This is a genomic window from Pseudomonas salicis (assembly GCF_057128705.1).
In genome coordinates, this window is sequence record NZ_JBSKHU010000010.1 from 186843 (window position 1) to 202624 (window position 15782).

At 54.4% G+C, this 15782-nt stretch carries 30 protein-coding genes; all 30 read right to left on the reverse strand.

Annotated elements, in window-relative coordinates; all coding sequences use genetic code 11:
- Positions 1 to 10 precede the first annotated feature (10 nt).
- The 30 genes from bfr to tuf all read right to left on the reverse strand — a co-directional run bounded on the left by bfr (position 11) and on the right by tuf (position 15779).
- Entirely contained in the window at positions 11 to 475 is a 465-nt protein-coding gene (gene bfr, locus ACWKWE_RS28690; protein ID WP_166598552.1) for a bacterioferritin, read from the reverse strand.
- 260 nt (positions 476 to 735) lie between these two features.
- The gene (gene rplQ, locus ACWKWE_RS28695; protein WP_166598553.1) at positions 736 to 1122 is read right to left on the reverse strand and encodes a 50S ribosomal protein L17; all 387 of its coding nucleotides are present in this window, start codon (positions 1120 to 1122) and stop codon (positions 736 to 738) included.
- A gap of 42 nt (positions 1123 to 1164) precedes the next feature.
- Positions 1165 to 2166: a DNA-directed RNA polymerase subunit alpha gene (locus tag ACWKWE_RS28700; RefSeq protein WP_007970428.1), complete on the reverse strand. Its 1002-nt coding sequence runs from the start codon at positions 2164 to 2166 to the stop codon at positions 1165 to 1167.
- Between the two features lie 22 nt (positions 2167 to 2188).
- Positions 2189 to 2809 (reverse strand): 30S ribosomal protein S4, encoded by a 621-nt coding sequence (gene rpsD, locus ACWKWE_RS28705; protein WP_002555465.1) that lies wholly within the window; start codon positions 2807 to 2809, stop codon positions 2189 to 2191.
- A gap of 18 nt (positions 2810 to 2827) precedes the next feature.
- Positions 2828 to 3217, reverse strand: coding sequence for a 30S ribosomal protein S11 (rpsK, locus tag ACWKWE_RS28710; RefSeq protein WP_002555466.1), 390 nt, complete (start codon positions 3215 to 3217; stop codon positions 2828 to 2830).
- 30 nt (positions 3218 to 3247) lie between these two features.
- Positions 3248 to 3604 carry a 30S ribosomal protein S13 gene (rpsM, locus tag ACWKWE_RS28715; RefSeq protein WP_004883692.1) on the reverse strand — a complete coding sequence of 119 codons (357 nt, stop codon included), beginning with the start codon at positions 3602 to 3604 and terminating at the stop codon, positions 3248 to 3250.
- A gap of 131 nt (positions 3605 to 3735) precedes the next feature.
- Positions 3736 to 3852, reverse strand: coding sequence for a 50S ribosomal protein L36 (rpmJ, locus tag ACWKWE_RS28720; RefSeq protein ID WP_002555468.1), 117 nt, complete (start codon positions 3850 to 3852; stop codon positions 3736 to 3738).
- A 28-nt stretch (positions 3853 to 3880) separates the two neighbouring features.
- A complete protein-coding gene (gene secY / locus ACWKWE_RS28725) occupies positions 3881 to 5212 on the reverse strand; it encodes a preprotein translocase subunit SecY (protein WP_062384496.1) in 1332 nt (443 codons plus the stop codon).
- Positions 5213 to 5644 carry a 50S ribosomal protein L15 gene (gene rplO, locus ACWKWE_RS28730; RefSeq protein ID WP_037017733.1) on the reverse strand — a complete coding sequence of 144 codons (432 nt, stop codon included), beginning with the start codon at positions 5642 to 5644 and terminating at the stop codon, positions 5213 to 5215.
- A 3-nt stretch (positions 5645 to 5647) separates the two neighbouring features.
- Positions 5648 to 5824, reverse strand: coding sequence for a 50S ribosomal protein L30 (gene rpmD, locus ACWKWE_RS28735; RefSeq protein WP_093468886.1), 177 nt, complete (start codon positions 5822 to 5824; stop codon positions 5648 to 5650).
- A 2-nt stretch (positions 5825 to 5826) separates the two neighbouring features.
- Entirely contained in the window at positions 5827 to 6327 is a 501-nt protein-coding gene (gene rpsE, locus ACWKWE_RS28740) for a 30S ribosomal protein S5 (RefSeq protein WP_093468883.1), read from the reverse strand.
- A 3-nt stretch (positions 6328 to 6330) separates the two neighbouring features.
- Complete coding sequence (rplR, locus tag ACWKWE_RS28745; RefSeq protein WP_037017727.1) at positions 6331 to 6681, reverse strand: 50S ribosomal protein L18; 351 nt, start codon at positions 6679 to 6681, stop codon at positions 6331 to 6333.
- A gap of 10 nt (positions 6682 to 6691) precedes the next feature.
- Positions 6692 to 7225 carry a 50S ribosomal protein L6 gene (gene rplF / locus ACWKWE_RS28750; RefSeq protein WP_074758964.1) on the reverse strand — a complete coding sequence of 178 codons (534 nt, stop codon included), beginning with the start codon at positions 7223 to 7225 and terminating at the stop codon, positions 6692 to 6694.
- A 13-nt stretch (positions 7226 to 7238) separates the two neighbouring features.
- Positions 7239 to 7631: a 30S ribosomal protein S8 gene (gene rpsH / locus ACWKWE_RS28755; protein WP_020290698.1), complete on the reverse strand. Its 393-nt coding sequence runs from the start codon at positions 7629 to 7631 to the stop codon at positions 7239 to 7241.
- Positions 7632 to 7844: 213 nt separating this feature from the next.
- A complete protein-coding gene (gene rpsN / locus ACWKWE_RS28760; protein ID WP_003228726.1) occupies positions 7845 to 8150 on the reverse strand; it encodes a 30S ribosomal protein S14 in 306 nt (101 codons plus the stop codon).
- A gap of 13 nt (positions 8151 to 8163) precedes the next feature.
- Positions 8164 to 8703, reverse strand: a complete 540-nt coding sequence (rplE, locus tag ACWKWE_RS28765) for a 50S ribosomal protein L5 (protein WP_037017720.1) — start codon at positions 8701 to 8703, stop codon at positions 8164 to 8166.
- Positions 8704 to 8723: 20 nt separating this feature from the next.
- Positions 8724 to 9038 (reverse strand): 50S ribosomal protein L24, encoded by a 315-nt coding sequence (gene rplX / locus ACWKWE_RS28770; protein WP_002555478.1) that lies wholly within the window; start codon positions 9036 to 9038, stop codon positions 8724 to 8726.
- A gap of 11 nt (positions 9039 to 9049) precedes the next feature.
- The gene (rplN, locus tag ACWKWE_RS28775; RefSeq protein WP_002555479.1) at positions 9050 to 9418 is read right to left on the reverse strand and encodes a 50S ribosomal protein L14; all 369 of its coding nucleotides are present in this window, start codon (positions 9416 to 9418) and stop codon (positions 9050 to 9052) included.
- Positions 9419 to 9441: 23 nt separating this feature from the next.
- A complete protein-coding gene (gene rpsQ / locus ACWKWE_RS28780; RefSeq protein WP_003194644.1) occupies positions 9442 to 9708 on the reverse strand; it encodes a 30S ribosomal protein S17 in 267 nt (88 codons plus the stop codon).
- 2 nt (positions 9709 to 9710) lie between these two features.
- A complete protein-coding gene (gene rpmC, locus ACWKWE_RS28785) occupies positions 9711 to 9902 on the reverse strand; it encodes a 50S ribosomal protein L29 (RefSeq protein WP_002555481.1) in 192 nt (63 codons plus the stop codon).
- On the reverse strand, positions 9902 to 10315 hold the full coding sequence (gene rplP / locus ACWKWE_RS28790; RefSeq protein ID WP_003228729.1) for a 50S ribosomal protein L16: 414 nt from the start codon (positions 10313 to 10315) through the stop codon (positions 9902 to 9904). The genes rpmC and rplP overlap by 1 nt, the downstream gene beginning before the upstream one ends.
- A 12-nt stretch (positions 10316 to 10327) precedes the next feature.
- The gene (gene rpsC / locus ACWKWE_RS28795) at positions 10328 to 11014 is read right to left on the reverse strand and encodes a 30S ribosomal protein S3 (protein WP_008065719.1); all 687 of its coding nucleotides are present in this window, start codon (positions 11012 to 11014) and stop codon (positions 10328 to 10330) included.
- A 13-nt stretch (positions 11015 to 11027) separates the two neighbouring features.
- Positions 11028 to 11360, reverse strand: coding sequence for a 50S ribosomal protein L22 (rplV, locus tag ACWKWE_RS28800; protein WP_003103908.1), 333 nt, complete (start codon positions 11358 to 11360; stop codon positions 11028 to 11030).
- A gap of 13 nt (positions 11361 to 11373) precedes the next feature.
- On the reverse strand, positions 11374 to 11649 hold the full coding sequence (gene rpsS / locus ACWKWE_RS28805) for a 30S ribosomal protein S19 (RefSeq protein ID WP_002555486.1): 276 nt from the start codon (positions 11647 to 11649) through the stop codon (positions 11374 to 11376).
- Between the two features lie 16 nt (positions 11650 to 11665).
- Positions 11666 to 12490 carry a 50S ribosomal protein L2 gene (gene rplB / locus ACWKWE_RS28810; protein WP_166598556.1) on the reverse strand — a complete coding sequence of 275 codons (825 nt, stop codon included), beginning with the start codon at positions 12488 to 12490 and terminating at the stop codon, positions 11666 to 11668.
- Positions 12491 to 12504: 14 nt separating this feature from the next.
- On the reverse strand, positions 12505 to 12804 hold the full coding sequence (gene rplW / locus ACWKWE_RS28815; RefSeq protein WP_008374165.1) for a 50S ribosomal protein L23: 300 nt from the start codon (positions 12802 to 12804) through the stop codon (positions 12505 to 12507).
- Positions 12801 to 13403, reverse strand: a complete 603-nt coding sequence (gene rplD / locus ACWKWE_RS28820; RefSeq protein ID WP_037017717.1) for a 50S ribosomal protein L4 — start codon at positions 13401 to 13403, stop codon at positions 12801 to 12803. The genes rplW and rplD overlap by 4 nt, the downstream gene beginning before the upstream one ends.
- Positions 13404 to 13415: 12 nt before the next feature.
- Positions 13416 to 14051, reverse strand: a complete 636-nt coding sequence (gene rplC, locus ACWKWE_RS28825) for a 50S ribosomal protein L3 (protein WP_166598557.1) — start codon at positions 14049 to 14051, stop codon at positions 13416 to 13418.
- 81 nt (positions 14052 to 14132) lie between these two features.
- The gene (gene rpsJ / locus ACWKWE_RS28830) at positions 14133 to 14444 is read right to left on the reverse strand and encodes a 30S ribosomal protein S10 (protein ID WP_003186070.1); all 312 of its coding nucleotides are present in this window, start codon (positions 14442 to 14444) and stop codon (positions 14133 to 14135) included.
- Between the two features lie 141 nt (positions 14445 to 14585).
- Positions 14586 to 15779, reverse strand: a complete 1194-nt coding sequence (gene tuf, locus ACWKWE_RS28835; RefSeq protein ID WP_166598558.1) for an elongation factor Tu — start codon at positions 15777 to 15779, stop codon at positions 14586 to 14588.
- Positions 15780 to 15782: the final 3 nt, after the last annotated feature.

A 15782-nucleotide genomic window follows, 5' to 3' on the forward strand; every position in this document is an offset into this window, starting at 1 on the left:
AGCTGATGAATCAGAACTGCGATTGCAGGTAGTTTTCCAGCCCGATGGATTTGATCAGACCCATCTGCTTTTCGAGCCAGTAGGTGTGATCTTCTTCAGTATCGGCCAGTTGAACACGCAAGATGTCACGACTCACGTAGTCCTTATGCTGCTCACAGAGCGCGATACCTTTGCACAATGCTGCGCGGACCTTATATTCGAGACGAAGATCGCTGGCGAGCATTTCAGGCACGGTAGTACCCACGTCCAGATCGTCCGGCCGCATGCGCGGCGTTCCTTCAAGCATCAAAATACGACGCATTAACGCATCAGCGTGTTGTGCCTCTTCTTCCATTTCATGATTGATACGCTCGTAGAGCTTGGTGAAACCCCAATCCTCATACATCCGCGAATGGACGAAATATTGGTCGCGTGCAGCCAATTCGCCGGTCAGCAGCGTGTTGAGGTAATCGATGACGTCCGGGTGGCCTTGCATCGCCGTGAATCTCCTTCATGAAAGTCGATAGTTTGGACCAACATTGGCGACAGGTCACCTTTCAAGAAGCAGAAAACCGAAGAAAATCACCGAATACGTGACATTTGGTGCCGAAAACATGGGTAAATGAGGTGAGTTCTCTTTATCACTAAGAATCAGCGCAATAACCTGGCGCTCAACTGATAACGCGTTGTATTTAACTAAATGACAGGCAACAAAAAACCGGGCACTAGGCCCGGTTTTTTGTGAAGACTGATGTCTTACTCAGCAGCTTCTACAGAGCCACCGACTGGACGATCAACCAGCTCGACGTACGCCATAGGCGCATTGTCGCCAGCGCGGAAACCGCACTTCAGGATACGCAGGTAGCCACCCTCACGGGTCGCATAGCGCTTGCCCAGATCGTTGAACAGCTTACCGACGATTTCTTTCGAACGAGTACGGTCGAAAGCCAGACGGCGGTTAGCAACGCTGTCGATCTTGGCCAAAGTGATCAGCGGCTCGGCAACGCGGCGCAGTTCCTTGGCTTTCGGCAGGGTAGTTTTGATCAGCTCGTGCTCGAACAGCGACACCGCCATGTTTTGAAACATGGCCTTGCGGTGAGAGCTGGTACGGCTCAGGTGACGTCCACTTTTACGATGACGCATGGTTCATTCCTTACCAAACACAACGTTCGGTGATTACGACGATCAGGCAGTCGCCTTGTCGTCCTTCTTAAGACTTGCAGGCGGCCAGTTGTCGAGGCGCATGCCGAGGGAGAGACCACGAGAAGCCAGAACGTCCTTGATTTCGGTCAAGGATTTCTTGCCCAGGTTCGGAGTCTTCAACAGTTCCACTTCAGTGCGCTGGATCAGATCACCGATGTAGTAAATGTTCTCCGCCTTAAGGCAGTTGGCCGAACGTACGGTCAGTTCCAAATCGTCAACCGGACGAAGCAGGATCGGATCGATCTCGTCTTCCTGTTCGACTACAACAGGTTCGCTGTCACCTTTGAGGTCGACGAACGCAGCCAACTGCTGTTGCAGAATGGTTGCAGCGCGACGGATTGCCTCTTCAGGGTCCAGAGTACCGTTGGTTTCCAGATCGATAACCAGTTTGTCCAGGTTGGTACGCTGTTCGACACGGGCGTTTTCCACCACGTATGCGATACGACGTACCGGGCTGAACGAGGAGTCGAGCTGCAAGCGACCAATGCTGCGGCTTTCGTCTTCGTCGCTCTGACGCGAGTCTGCTGGTTCATAACCGCGACCACGAGCTACAACGAGCTTCATGTTCAGGGCGCCGTTAGACGCCAGGTTAGCGATTACGTGATCGGGGTTGACGATCTCGACATCATGATCCAGCTGAATATCGGCAGCGGTAACCACCCCCGAACCCTTCTTCGACAAGGTCAGCGTAACTTCGTCTCGACCGTGCAGCTTGATAGCCAGACCTTTAAGGTTCAACAGGATTTCAATGACATCTTCCTGTACACCTTCGATGGCGCTGTACTCATGAAGTACACCGTCAATCTCGGCCTCGACTACTGCACAGCCGGGCATGGAGGACAACAAGATGCGGCGCAGCGCGTTGCCCAGGGTATGGCCGAAACCACGCTCGAGAGGCTCGAGAGTGATTTTGGCGCGGGTTGGACTGACAACCTGTACATCAATGTGACGGGGTGTCAGGAACTCATTTACCGAAATCTGCATGGATGCACCTATTTTCTAGCCCTTACTTGGAGTAGAGCTCGACAATCAGGCTTTCGTTGATGTCGGCGGACAGATCACTGCGAGCTGGAACGTTTTTGAAGACGCCAGATTTTTTCTCAGTGTCTACTTCTACCCATTCTACGCGGCCACGTTGGGCACACAGATCGAGAGCCTGGACGATACGCAGTTGGTTTTTCGCTTTTTCGCGAATAGCTACTACGTCACCAGCACGAACCTGGTAGGACGGAACGTTAACGGTTTTACCGTTTACGCTAACCGACTTGTGCGATACCAGCTGACGAGATTCGGCACGAGTAGAACCGAAACCCATACGGTATACGACGTTGTCCAGACGGCATTCGAGCAGTTGCAGCAGGTTCTCACCAGTAGCGCCTTTCTTGCCGGCAGCTTCTTTGTAGTAACCGCTGAACTGACGCTCGAGAACGCCATAGATACGACGGACTTTCTGCTTTTCACGCAGCTGGGTGCCGTAGTCGGACTGGCGACCGCGGCGCTGACCGTGGATACCAGGTGCTGCTTCAATGTTGCACTTCGATTCGATAGCGCGCACGCCGCTCTTCAGGAAGAGATCGGTGCCTTCGCGACGAGCGAGTTTGCATTTTGGACCAATGTAACGAGCCATTCTTTACAATCTCCTGGATTACACGCGGCGCTTCTTCGGCGGACGGCACCCGTTGTGCGGGATTGGCGTCACGTCGGTGATGCTGGCGATCTTGTAGCCACAGCCGTTCAAAGCACGGACAGCAGATTCACGACCTGGACCTGGACCTTTGACGTTAACGTCGAGGTTTTTCAGGCCGTATTCCAGCGCAGCTTGACCAGCACGCTCAGCAGCTACTTGAGCAGCGAACGGGGTGGACTTGCGGGAACCGCGGAAACCCGAACCACCGGAGGTAGCCCAGGAAAGAGCGTTACCTTGACGGTCGGTGATGGTCACGATGGTGTTGTTAAAAGAAGCATGGATGTGGGCGATGCCATCAACCACTGTCTTTTTAACTTTTTTACGAGGACGAGCAGCAGGTTTTGCCATGATTTAATTCCTGTCGATTCGCTGGGGCGATTACTTGCGGATCGGCTTACGCGGACCTTTACGGGTACGCGCGTTGGTCTTGGTACGCTGACCGCGTACTGGAAGACCGCGACGATGACGCAGACCGCGGTAGCAACCGAGATCCATCAAGCGCTTGATTTTCATGTTGATTTCGCGACGCAGGTCACCTTCAGTGGTGAACTTCGCGACTTCGCCACGCAGCTGTTCAATCTGCTCATCGCTCAGATCTTTGATCTTCGCCGCCGGGTTAACCCCGGTGGTAGCACAGATTTTCTGTGCAGTCGTGCGACCAACACCATAGATGTAGGTCAGCGAGATAACAGTATGCTTGTTATCTGGAATGTTAACGCCTGCAATACGGGCCATTCAGTGGGACTCCAATTGACAGCTACCTACGCCCCGGAAGCCAAGAAATAGGGCGCGAGATAATATCGCTGTAATAACAAATAATCAACCCAGCAGCGCACTAGCTGCTGGGCTTTTAGCACAGATCACACTCAGCCTTGGCGCTGCTTGTGACGTGGTTCCGCGCTGCAAATTACTCGAACAACACCTTCGCGGCGAATAATCTTGCAGTTGCGGCACAGCTTTTTCACCGATGCACGAACTTTCATCACCAACTCCTCGAACCTTATGGGTGCTTCAGCGCAGCATGCCGCTGCCGTAGCCCTTCAGGTTGGCTTTCTTCATCAGGGATTCATACTGGTGCGAAACGAGGTGAGATTGCACTTGGGACATGAAGTCCATCACAACCACGACCACGATCAGCAACGAGGTCCCGCCAAGGTAGAACGGCACGTTTGCAGCCACCACCAGAAACTGGGGCAACAAGCACACGGCCATCATATATAGAGCACCGAACATGGTCAGACGAGTCAAAACGCCATCGATATAGCGTGCCGACTGCTCACCAGGACGGATACCCGGAATAAAGGCACCGGACTTCTTCAGGTTTTCCGCTACGTCTTTCGGATTGAACATCAACGCCGTATAGAAGAAGCAGAAGAAAATAATCCCTGCACTAAACAGCAGAATATTCAACGGCTGACCAGGAGCGATCGACTGCGAGATGTCCTGCAACCAGCCCATACCTTCAGACTGACCGAACCAGGCACCCAACGAAGCCGGAAACAGCAAGATGCTGCTCGCGAAAATGGCCGGAATTACACCAGCCATGTTCACTTTCAGCGGCAAGTGGCTGGTCTGCGCTGCGAAGACCTTACGGCCCTGCTGACGCTTGGCGTAGTGAACAGCGATACGACGCTGACCACGCTCAATGAACACCACGAAACCGATGATCGCTACTGCCAGCAAACCGATGGCGACCAGAGCGAAAATGTTGATATCACCCTGACGTGCAGACTCGAAAGACTGCCCGATAGCCCTCGGAAGACCGGCGACGATACCCGAAAAAATCAACATCGAGATACCGTTACCAACACCGCGCTCTGTGATCTGCTCGCCCAGCCACATCATGAACAAGGCACCCGCCACGAAGGTGGTAACCGCCACGAAGTGGAAGCCGATATCTGCAGAAAAAGCGACGCCCTGACCCGCCAAGCCAATGGACATGCCAATAGCTTGAACCAGGGCCAGTACAACGGTGCCATAGCGGGTGTATTGGCTGATCTTACGACGACCAGCCTCACCTTCCTTCTTCAACTGCTCCAGCTGTGGGCTGACAGCGGTCATGAGCTGCATGATGATCGACGCCGAAATGTACGGCATGATTCCCAACGCAAAGATGCTCATGCGCTCCAGCGCACCACCGGAAAACATGTTGAACAAGCTAAGAATGGTCCCCTCATTCTGTCGAAACAGGTCCGCCAGCCGGTCAGGGTTGATACCTGGAACTGGGATATGCGCACCGATCCGATAGACGATAATCGCCAGGAACAGAAAACGCAGACGAGCCCAGAGCTCGGACAACCCGCCGCTTTTGCTGAGCGCTGAGAGAGCACCTTGCTTAGCCATTTATTCCTCGAATTTGCCGCCAGCTGCTTCGATAGCCGCACGCGCACCTTTGGTGGCTGCGATACCTTTGAGGGTGACCGCGCGAGTAACCTCACCGGACAGCATGATTTTCACGCGCTGTACGTTTTGGTTGATCACGTTGGCATCCTTCAGGGACTGCACAGTTACGACGCCTTCCACTTTAGCCAGCTCGGAGGTGCGAACTTCTGCACGATCCATAGCCTTCAAAGAGACGAAGCCGAACTTAGGCAGACGACGATGCAACGGCTGTTGGCCGCCTTCGAAGCCCGGAGCGATGGTGCCACCGGAGCGGGAGGTCTGACCTTTGTGGCCGCGGCCACCAGTCTTACCCAAACCACTACCGATACCACGGCCCGGACGATGCTTCTCGCGACGGGAACCCGGCGCAGGACTCAGATCATTGAGTTTCATCGATTAACCCTCGACTCGCAGCATGTAGTAAGCCTTGTTGATCATCCCACGGTTTTCCGGGGTATCAGCGACTTCTACAGTGTGACCGATGCGACGCAGACCCAGACCCTTAACGCACAGTTTGTGGTTAGGGATGCGGCCGGTCATGCTTTTGATCAAAGTAACTTTAACGGTAGCCATGATCAGATGATCTCCTCAACGTTCAAGCCGCGCTTGGCAGCGATGGACTCAGGAGACTGCATGGCCTTCAAACCCTTGAACGTTGCGTGTACAACGTTGACCGGGTTGGTCGAACCGTAGCATTTGGCCAGAACGTTCTGAACGCCAGCAACTTCCAGGACAGCACGCATTGCGCCGCCGGCGATGATGCCAGTACCTTCAGAAGCAGGCTGCATGTAAACCTTCGAAGCGCCGTGAGCGGACTTCATGGCGTACTGCAGAGTGGTGCCGTTCAGATCAACTTGGATCATGTTGCGGCGAGCAGCTTCCATTGCCTTCTGGATCGCAGCAGGCACTTCACGCGACTTGCCACGGCCGAAGCCAACACGGCCCTTACCATCACCCACCACGGTCAACGCGGTGAAAGTGAAGATACGGCCGCCTTTTACGGTTTTTGCTACGCGATTAACTTGAACCAGCTTCTCGATGTAGCCTTCGTCGCGTTTTTGGTCGTTATTTGCCATAACTTAGAACTCCAGCCCGCCTTCACGAGCAGCATCAGCCAGCGCCTTGACGCGACCGTGGTACTTGAAGCCGGAACGATCAAAAGCCACTTGCGATACACCGGCGGCTTTCGCACGCTCAGCGATCAGCTGGCCAACTTTAGTGGCCGCGTCGATGTTGCCAGTGGCGCCATCACGCAGTTCTTTGTCCAAAGTCGAGGCATTTGCCAGGACTTTGCTGCCGTCGGCCGAAATGACCTGGGCATAAATGTGCTGCGAAGAGCGGTACACGCAGAGACGCACGACTTCGAGTTCGTGCATTTTCAGGCGTGCTTTGCGAGCGCGACGCAGTCGGGTAACTTTTTTGACGGTCATTTGCTATGCCCTACTTCTTCTTGGCTTCTTTACGACGGACGACTTCGTCCGCGTAACGCACGCCTTTGCCTTTGTATGGCTCTGGACGGCGGAAGTCGCGGATCTCAGCGGCCACTTGACCAACCAACTGCTTGTCGATACCACGGATGAAGATATCGGTTTGGTTGGGAGTCTCAGCGGTGATGCCTGCTGGCAATTCGTAGTCCACTGGGTGCGAGAAGCCAAGGGCCAGGTTCAGCACCGTGCCTTTTGCTTGCGCTTTGTAACCAACACCGACCAGCTGGAGCTTACGCTCGAAGCCTTGGCTTACGCCTTGGACCATGTTGTTTACCAACGCACGAGTGGTACCGGCCATTGCGCGAGTCTGTTGATCGCCGTTACGAGCAGCAAAACGCAGCTCACCAGCTTCTTCAACAATTTCAACGGACGAATGAATGTTCAGGTCCAGAGTGCCTTTTGCACCCTTCACCGAAAGCTGCTGACCGACGAGTTTAACTTCGACGCCTGCTGGCAACTTAACGGGGTTCTTAGCTACGCGTGACATGCTTATCCCCCCCTTAGAACACTGTGCAAAGCACTTCGCCGCCGACACCGGCAGCGCGCGCAGCACGATCCGTCATCACACCTTTGTTGGTGGAGACGATAGACACACCGAGACCGCCACGAACTTTTGGCAGATCATCGACGGACTTGTACTGACGCAGGCCTGGACGACTAACGCGCTTGACTTCTTCGATAACCGGACGGCCTTCGAAATATTTCAGCTCGATAGACAGCAAGGGCTTGGTTTCGCTGCTGATCTGATAACCCGCAATGTAACCTTCGTCCTTCAGGACTTTGGCTACAGCCACCTTCAAAGTGGAGGATGGCATGCTTACGACGGGCTTTTCGGCCATCTGGGCATTACGGATACGAGTTAGCATGTCCGCTAACGGGTCCTGCATACTCATGGGCTAGACGCTCCTAATACAAAATAATTAGCCTTACGGCTACTGCTTGTCGCCAAAAAAACGCGGCCACGTGAGGACACGGGCTCTGGCGAGCCGGCAATTCTAGACGTACGCCAGAAACGAATCAAGCCCCAAAAGGGGCTTGATTCCAATTCAAGTGTTACGCCGGTCGGTTTCCGAAGAAACCTGCCCGCATAACACGAGAAGTTCGGCTTACCAGCTGGCTTTAACCAGACCTGGTACGTCACCACGCATTGCAGCTTCACGCAGCTTGTTACGGCCGAGGCCGAACTTGCGGTAAACGCCGTGCGGACGACCAGTCAGGCGGCAACGGTTACGCATGCGCGATGCGCTTGCGTCACGTGGTTGCTTCTGCAGCGCTACGGTAGCTTCCCAACGCGCTTCTGGACTTGCGTTCAGATCGACGATGATTGCTTTCAGTGCTGCACGCTTGGTGGCGTACTTGGCAACGGTGAGCTGACGCTTCAGCTCACGGTTTTTCATGCTCTTCTTGGCCATGGTCCTACTCCAATCAGTTGCGGAACGGGAACTTGAAAGCACGCAGCAATGCGCGACCTTCTTCGTCCGTACGAGCAGTGGTGGTCAGGGTAATGTCCAGACCGCGCAGGGCATCGATCTTGTCGTAGTCGATTTCCGGGAAAATGATCTGCTCTTTCACACCCATGCTGTAGTTGCCACGACCATCGAAGGACTTGGCATTCAGGCCGCGGAAGTCGCGAACCCGAGGCAGGGAGATCGACAGCAGACGATCCAGGAATTCATACATACGCTCACGGCGCAGAGTCACTTTGACGCCGATCGGCCAGCCTTCGCGGACTTTGAAGCCAGCGATGGATTTACGAGCGTAGGTCACAACGACTTTCTGGCCGGTGATCTTTTCCAGGTCAGCAACAGCATGCTCGATGACTTTTTTGTCGCCGATTGCTTCGCCGAGACCCATGTTCAGGGTGATCTTTGTTACGCGTGGAACTTCCATCACGTTCGACAGCTTAAGTTCTTCCTTAAGCTTCGGTGCGATTTCCTTCCAGTAAATCTCTTTCAGTCGTGCCATGGTCTTCTACCTAGCAGTGTTCAAGCATCAACCGCTTTTTGGGTCGACTTGAAGACACGAATTTTTTTGCCGTCTTCAACTTTGAAACCAACGCGGTCAGCCTTGTTGGTTGCGCCGTTGAAAATGGCGACGTTGGAAGCGTGCAGTGGCGCTTCTTTCTCGACGATACCGCCCTGTACGCCCGACATCGGGTTAGGCTTGGTATGACGCTTCACCAGGTTAATCCCACCAACGACCAAACGGTCGTCAGCGAGAACCTTGAGCACCTTACCGCGCTTACCTTTGTCTTTGCCGGCGATCACGATGATCTCGTCGTCACGACGAATCTTTTGCATGTCGGATCTCCTTACAGCACTTCTGGGGCGAGCGAGACGATCTTCATGAACTTCTCAGTACGAAGTTCACGGGTCACTGGCCCAAAGATACGGGTGCCGATCGGCTCTTGCTTGTTGTTCAACAGAACAGCAGCGTTGCCATCGAAGCGGATGATGGAGCCGTCTGCACGACGAACACCGTGGCGAGTGCGGACTACAACAGCAGTCATCACTTGGCCTTTTTTCACCTTACCGCGCGGAATTGCTTCCTTGACGGTCACTTTGATGATGTCACCGATACCAGCGTAACGACGATGAGAGCCACCAAGCACCTTGATGCACATAACGCGGCGAGCGCCGCTGTTATCGGCCACATCGAGCATGGATTGAGTCTGAATCATATAATTTCTCCGACCCCTAGCCCTTAGACTTCCACAGCGCGTTCGAGAACATCAACCAGCGCCCAAGATTTAGTCTTGGCCATCGGACGAGTTTCACGAATAGTGACCTTGTCGCCGATGTGGCATTGATTGGTTTCGTCGTGCGCGTGCAGCTTAGTCGAACGCTTAACGTATTTACCGTAGATAGGGTGCTTTACGCGACGCTCAATCAGTACGGTGATGGTCTTGTCCATCTTGTCGCTGACGACACGGCCAGTCAGCGTACGGACGGTTTTTTCGGCTTCAGCCATGATTACTTACCTGCCTGCTGGTTGAGCACAGTCTTCACGCGAGCGATGTCACGCTTAACTTGCGAGAGCAGGTGAGACTGCCCCAACTGGCCAGTTGCTTTCTGCATACGCAGATTGAACTGGTCGCGCAGCAAGCCGAGCAGTTGCTCGTTCAGTTGCTGTGCTGATTTTTCACGAAGTTCATTCGCTTTCATCACATCACCGTCCGCTTAACAAAGGAGGTGGCGAGCGGCAGCTTTGCAGCAGCCAGGGCGAAAGCCTCACGCGCCAACTCTTCGGAAACACCCTCGATTTCATACAGGACTTTGCCTGGCTGAATCTGGGCAACCCAGTATTCGACGTTACCCTTACCTTTACCCATCCGAACTTCGAGGGGCTTTTTGGAAATAGGCTTGTCCGGGAATACACGGATCCAGATCTTGCCGCCACGTTTTACGTGACGGGTCAGAGCACGACGCGCTGACTCGATCTGACGAGCGGTGAGACGACCACGAGCAACAGACTTCAGCGCGAACTCGCCGAAGCTGACTTTGCTACCGCGCAGCGCCAGACCACGGTTGTGGCCGGTCATCTGCTTGCGGAACTTCGTACGCTTTGGTTGCAACATTTGGCGTACCCCTTACTTAGCAGCTTTTTTACGAGGCGCTGGTGCTTGTGGTTTCAGTTCTTCTTGGCGACCACCAATTACTTCGCCTTTGAAGATCCAAACCTTGACACCGATCACACCGTAAGTGGTGTGAGCTTCGTAGTTGGCATAGTCGATGTCGGCACGCAGGGTGTGCAGTGGCACACGACCTTCGCGATACCATTCAGTACGTGCGATTTCAGCACCGCCGAGACGACCGCTCACTTGGATTTTGATGCCTTTGGCACCAATGCGCATGGCGTTCTGTACGGCGCGTTTCATGGCGCGACGGAACATCACACGACGCTCCAGCTGCTGAGCTACGCTCTGAGCAACCAGCATACCGTCGAGCTCCGGCTTGCGGATCTCTTCGATATTGATGTGCACAGGCACACCCATTTGCTTGGTCAGGTCCTGACGCAGTTTCTCAACATCTTCACCTTTCTTCCCGATAACGATACCTGGACGAGCGGTGTGGATGGTGATGCGTGCAGTTTGAGCCGGACGATGGATATCGATACGGCTAACGGACGCGCTTTTTAGTTTGTCTTGGAGATACTCACGCACCTTCAGATCTGCGAGCAAATAGTCCGCATAAGTCCGACCGTCTGCGTACCAGACGGAGGTGTGCTCCTTGACGATTCCCAGGCGAATGCCAATGGGATGTACTTTCTGACCCATCTCTTCGACTCCGTTACTTGTCAGCAACCTTGACAGTGATATGGCAAGACCGCTTGACGATGCGATCAGCACGGCCTTTGGCACGTGGCATGATGCGCTTCAGCGAACGCCCTTCGTTGACGAAAACGGTGGAGACCTTGAGGTCATCAACGTCTGCGCCTTCGTTATGCTCGGCGTTGGCTACGGCCGACTCCAGCACTTTTTTCATGATCTCGGCGGCTTTCTTACTGCTGAAAGCCAACAGGTTGAGCGCTTCGCCCACCTTCTTCCCGCGGATCTGGTCGGCGACCAAGCGGGCTTTCTGGGCGGAGATTCGAGCGCCCGACAACTTAGCGGCTACTTCCATCGTTCCTTACCCCTTAACGCTTGGCTTTCTTGTCTGCCACGTGCCCACGATAAGTGCGGGTACCGGCAAACTCGCCCAGTTTGTGGCCGACCATGTCTTCGTTCACGAGAACAGGAACATGCTGACGACCGTTATGCACAGCAATGGTCAAACCGACCATTTGTGGCAGGATCATCGAACGACGCGACCAGGTCTTAACCGGTTTGCGATCGTTCTTTTCCGCCGCCACTTCGATCTTCTTCAGTAGGTGAAGATCAATAAAAGGACCTTTTTTCAGAGAACGTGGCACTGTCGTATCCCTCTATTTACTTGCGACGACGGACGATCATTTTGTCGGTACGCTTATTACCACGAGTCTTCGCGCCCTTAGTCGGGAAGCCCCACGGCGATACCGGATGACGACCACCAGAGGTACGACCTTCACCACCACCATGTGGGTGGTCAACCGGGTTCATGGCAACACCACGAACGGTTGGGCGAACGCCACGCCAGCGCTTGGCACCAGCTTTACCCAGCGAACGCAGGCTGTGCTCGGAGTTGGAAACCTCACCGAGAGTTGCACGGCATTCGGACAGGACTTTACGCATTTCACCGGAGCGAAGACGCAGAGTCACGTAGACACCTTCACGAGCGACCAACTGAGCCGAAGCACCAGCGGAACGCGCGATTTGAGCGCCTTTACCAGGTTTCAGTTCGATACCGTGAACGGTGGAACCAACTGGGATGTTACGCAGTTGCAGAGCGTTGCCCGGCTTGATTGGAGCCAAGGCACCTGCAATCAGCTGGTCGCCAGCACTCACGCCTTTAGGCGCGATGATGTAACGACGCTCGCCGTCTGCGTACAGCAGCAGTGCGATGTGAGCAGTACGGTTTGGATCGTATTCAATGCGCTCGACGGTGGCAGCGATGCCATCCTTGTCGTTGCGACGGAAGTCGACCAGACGATAATGCTGCTTATGACCACCACCTACGTGACGAGTAGTGATGCGGCCATTGTTGTTACGACCACCAGACTTCGATTTTTTCTCGAGCAGCGGTGCGTGAGGAGCGCCTTTGTGCAGCTCCTTGTTGACCACCTTGACCACAAAACGGCGGCCAGGGGAAGTCGGTTTGCATTTAACGATTGCCATGATGCACCCCTTCCTTACTCAGCACTGCTGCTGAAATCGAGATCTTGGCCTGGCTGAAGGGAGATAACCGCCTTCTTCCAGTCATTACGCTTGCCCAGACCGCGAGCAGTGCGTTTGGTCTTACCCAGAACATTCAGGGTAGTGACGCGCTCTACTTTCACGCTGAACAGGCTTTCGACGGCCTTCTTGATTTCCAGCTTGGTTGCATCAGTAGCAACCTTGAAAACGAACTGACCTTTCTTGTCTGCCAGAACCGTAGCCTTCTCGGAAACGTGCGGGCCAAGCAGAACTTTAAATACGCGTTCCTGGTTCATCCCAGCAGCTCCTCGAATTTCTTCACGGCCGACACAGTGATCAACACTTTGTCGTATGCGATCAGACTAACTGGATCGGAACCTTGCACATCACGTACATCAACGTGTGGCAGGTTGCGAGCAGCCAGGTACAGGTTCTGATCAACAGCATCCGACACGATCAATACGTCGGTCAGGCTCATGTCGTTCAGCTTGCCCAGCAGGTCTTTGGTTTTCGGCGATTCAACGGCGAAATCCTGAACCACGACCAGACGATCAGTACGAACCAGCTCAGCGAGGATGGAGCGCAGTGCTGCGCGATACATCTTCTTGTTGAGCTTCTGAGAGTGGTCCTGAGGACGTGCTGCGAATGTGGTACCGCCGCCACGCCAGATTGGGCTACGGATAGTACCGGCACGAGCACGGCCAGTACCCTTCTGACGCCATGGGCGCTTGCCGCCACCGGAAACGTCGGAACGGGTCTTTTGCTGCTTGCTACCTTGACGGCCGCCAGCCATGTAGGCCACGACTGCTTGGTGAACCAGCGTCTCGTTGAACTCGCCGCCGAATGTCAGTTCGGAAACTTCGATCGCTTGAGCGTCATTTACATTTAATTGCATGTCAGCTTCCCCTTAACCGCGAGCCTTGGCTGCTGGACGTACAACCAGGTTGCCGCCAGTAGCGCCAGGAACAGCGCCCTTGACCAACAACAGATTGCGTTCAGCGTCCACACGCACTACTTCCAGGGACTGCACGGTCACGCGCTCAGCGCCCATATGACCGGACATTTTTTTGCCCTTGAATACACGACCAGGAGTCTGGCACTGGCCGATAGAGCCCGGGACGCGGTGGGAAACGGAGTTACCGTGAGTATTATCTTGACCACGGAAATTGTGGCGCTTGATAGTACCTGCGAAACCCTTACCCTTGGACTGACCGGTCACATCGACCAGTTGACCAGCGGCGAAGATTTCTGCATTGATCAGATCACCAGCCTGGTACTCGCCTTCTTCAAGACGGAATTCCAGAACGGTGCGACCTGCGGCAACGTTCGCTTTAGCGAAGTGACCTGCTTGAGCAGCAGTCACGCGCGAAGCACGACGCTCACCGACAGTGACTTGCACTGCGCGATAGCCATCGCTTTCTTCGGTTTTGAACTGGGTGACGCGATTCGGCTCGATCTCAATGACCGTGACCGGAATGGAGACACCTTCTTCGGTGAAAATACGAGTCATGCCCGCTTTTCGACCGACTACACCAATAGTCATGTTGTAAACCTCATAAGTGTACGGGGCTTTCACCCGCTATGGCCGCCCATTTCAGAGCGTTACACGACTAAGACCCGAGTCTTAGCCGAGGCTGATCTGCACTTCCACACCTGCCGCAAGATCAAGCTTCATAAGTGCATCAACGGTTTTATCCGTTGGCTGGACGATGTCCAGGACACGCTTATGAGTACGGATCTCGTACTGGTCGCGCGCGTCTTTGTTGACGTGCGGAGAAACCAGAACGGTGAACCGCTCTTTACGGGTAGGCAGTGGAATTGGACCACGCACTTGAGCACCAGTACGTTTCGCGGTTTCCACGATTTCCTGGGTGGATTGGTCGATCAGGCGATGGTCAAAAGCCTTCAACCTGATACGGATTTGCTGATTTTGCATTGGATTTCAGACTCCGGCTGCTATTCCCAGCGAGCGCAATACGCCCGTTAAAAGGAGGCGCAATTCTATAGACGAGCAATCAGGGTGTCAACCCAATAAAAAAGCCCCCGCAAGGCGGGGGCTTTTTTGGCAAATCAACGCTTAGGCGATGATTTTGGCTACGACACCAGCGCCGACGGTACGACCGCCTTCACGGATGGCGAAACGCAGGCCGTCTTCCATTGCGATTGGCTTGATCAGAGTGACGGAAACTTTAACGTTGTCACCTGGCATAACCATTTCGGTGCCTTCCGGCAGTTCGCAGCTACCAGTTACGTCGGTAGTACGGAAGTAGAACTGTGGACGGTAGCCTTTGAAGAACGGGGTGTGACGACCGCCTTCTTCCTTGCTCAGAACGTAGATTTCAGCTTCGAACTGAGTGTGAGGCTTGACGCTGCCTGGCTTGACCAGAACCTGACCACGCTCAACGTCGTCACGCTTGGTGCCGCGCAGCAGAACGCCGCAGTTCTCGCCAGCACGACCTTCGTCCAGCAGCTTGCGGAACATTTCAACGCCGGTGCAAGTCGTCTTGGTGGTCTCACGCAGACCCACGATCTCGACTTCTTCCTGGATGCGAACGATGCCACGCTCAACACGACCGGTCACAACAGTCCCGCGACCCGAGATCGAGAATACGTCTTCGATTGGCATCAGGAACGGCTTGTCGATAGCACGAACTGGTTCTGGGATGTAGCTGTCCAGAGTCTCTACCAGCTTCTTGACGGCAGTGGTGCCCATCTCATTGTCGTCCAGACCTTCCAGAGCCATACGAGCAGAACCGATGATGATCGGAGTGTCGTCGCCTGGGAAGTCATAGGTAGTCAGCAGATCGCGGACTTCCATTTCAACCAGTTCCAGCAGCTCAGCGTCGTCTACCAGGTCAGCCTTGTTCAGGAAGACCACGATGTACGGAACGCCAACCTGACGGGACAGCAGGATGTGCTCACGAGTTTGCGGCATCGGACCATCGGCGGCCGAGCAAACCAGGATCGCGCCGTCCATCTGGGCAGCACCGGTGATCATGTTTTTTACGTAGTCAGCGTGACCCGGGCAGTCAACGTGCGCGTAGTGACGAGCATGCGAGTCGTACTCTACGTGTGCAGTGTTGATGGTGATACCACGAGCCTTCTCTTCTGGAGCGCTGTCGATCTTGTCGAAGTCAACGCGAGCCGAACCGAAAACTTCGGAGCAAACACGGGTCAGAGCAGCGGTCAGAGTGGTTTTACCGTGGTCGACGTGACCGATGGTGCCGACGTTGACGTGCGGTTTGTTACGTTCAAATTTTTCTTTAGCCACGAC

Excerpts from the sequence above, each read along its gene's own strand:
- bfr (WP_166598552.1), bottom strand. The coding sequence starts at position 475 with ATGCAAGGCCACCCGGACGTCATCGATTACCTCAACACGCTGCTGACC.
- rplQ (WP_166598553.1), bottom strand. The coding sequence starts at position 1,122 with ATGCGTCATCGTAAAAGTGGACGTCACCTGAGCCGTACCAGCTCTCAC.
- ACWKWE_RS28700 (WP_007970428.1), bottom strand. The coding sequence starts at position 2,166 with ATGCAGATTTCGGTAAATGAGTTCCTGACACCCCGTCACATTGATGTA.
- rpsD (WP_002555465.1), bottom strand. The coding sequence starts at position 2,809 with ATGGCTCGTTACATTGGTCCAAAATGCAAACTCGCTCGTCGCGAAGGC.
- rpsK (WP_002555466.1), bottom strand. The coding sequence starts at position 3,217 with ATGGCAAAACCTGCTGCTCGTCCTCGTAAAAAAGTTAAAAAGACAGTG.
- rpsM (WP_004883692.1), bottom strand. The coding sequence starts at position 3,604 with ATGGCCCGTATTGCAGGCGTTAACATTCCAGATAACAAGCATACTGTT.
- rpmJ (WP_002555468.1), bottom strand. The coding sequence starts at position 3,852 with ATGAAAGTTCGTGCATCGGTGAAAAAGCTGTGCCGCAACTGCAAGATT.
- secY (WP_062384496.1), bottom strand. The coding sequence starts at position 5,212 with ATGGCTAAGCAAGGTGCTCTCTCAGCGCTCAGCAAAAGCGGCGGGTTG.
- rplO (WP_037017733.1), bottom strand. The coding sequence starts at position 5,644 with ATGAAACTCAATGATCTGAGTCCTGCGCCGGGTTCCCGTCGCGAGAAG.
- rpmD (WP_093468886.1), bottom strand. The coding sequence starts at position 5,824 with ATGGCTACCGTTAAAGTTACTTTGATCAAAAGCATGACCGGCCGCATC.
- rpsE (WP_093468883.1), bottom strand. The coding sequence starts at position 6,327 with ATGGCAAATAACGACCAAAAACGCGACGAAGGCTACATCGAGAAGCTG.
- rplR (WP_037017727.1), bottom strand. The coding sequence starts at position 6,681 with ATGACCGTCAAAAAAGTTACCCGACTGCGTCGCGCTCGCAAAGCACGC.
- rplF (WP_074758964.1), bottom strand. The coding sequence starts at position 7,225 with ATGTCACGCGTAGCTAAGAACCCCGTTAAGTTGCCAGCAGGCGTCGAA.
- rpsH (WP_020290698.1), bottom strand. The coding sequence starts at position 7,631 with ATGAGTATGCAGGACCCGTTAGCGGACATGCTAACTCGTATCCGTAAT.
- rpsN (WP_003228726.1), bottom strand. The coding sequence starts at position 8,150 with ATGGCCAAGAAGAGCATGAAAAACCGTGAGCTGAAGCGTCAGCTCACC.
- rplE (WP_037017720.1), bottom strand. The coding sequence starts at position 8,703 with ATGGCACGACTGAAAGAGATTTACTGGAAGGAAATCGCACCGAAGCTT.
- rplX (WP_002555478.1), bottom strand. The coding sequence starts at position 9,038 with ATGCAAAAGATTCGTCGTGACGACGAGATCATCGTGATCGCCGGCAAA.
- rplN (WP_002555479.1), bottom strand. The coding sequence starts at position 9,418 with ATGATTCAGACTCAATCCATGCTCGATGTGGCCGATAACAGCGGCGCT.
- rpsQ (WP_003194644.1), bottom strand. The coding sequence starts at position 9,708 with ATGGCTGAAGCCGAAAAAACCGTCCGTACGCTGACTGGCCGTGTCGTC.
- rpmC (WP_002555481.1), bottom strand. The coding sequence starts at position 9,902 with ATGAAAGCGAATGAACTTCGTGAAAAATCAGCACAGCAACTGAACGAG.
- rplP (WP_003228729.1), bottom strand. The coding sequence starts at position 10,315 with ATGTTGCAACCAAAGCGTACGAAGTTCCGCAAGCAGATGACCGGCCAC.
- rpsC (WP_008065719.1), bottom strand. The coding sequence starts at position 11,014 with ATGGGTCAGAAAGTACATCCCATTGGCATTCGCCTGGGAATCGTCAAG.
- rplV (WP_003103908.1), bottom strand. The coding sequence starts at position 11,360 with ATGGAAGTAGCCGCTAAGTTGTCGGGCGCTCGAATCTCCGCCCAGAAA.
- rplB (WP_166598556.1), bottom strand. The coding sequence starts at position 12,490 with ATGGCAATCGTTAAATGCAAACCGACTTCCCCTGGCCGCCGTTTTGTG.
- rplW (WP_008374165.1), bottom strand. The coding sequence starts at position 12,804 with ATGAACCAGGAACGCGTATTTAAAGTTCTGCTTGGCCCGCACGTTTCC.
- rplD (WP_037017717.1), bottom strand. The coding sequence starts at position 13,403 with ATGCAATTAAATGTAAATGACGCTCAAGCGATCGAAGTTTCCGAACTG.
- rplC (WP_166598557.1), bottom strand. The coding sequence starts at position 14,051 with ATGACTATTGGTGTAGTCGGTCGAAAAGCGGGCATGACTCGTATTTTC.
- rpsJ (WP_003186070.1), bottom strand. The coding sequence starts at position 14,444 with ATGCAAAATCAGCAAATCCGTATCAGGTTGAAGGCTTTTGACCATCGC.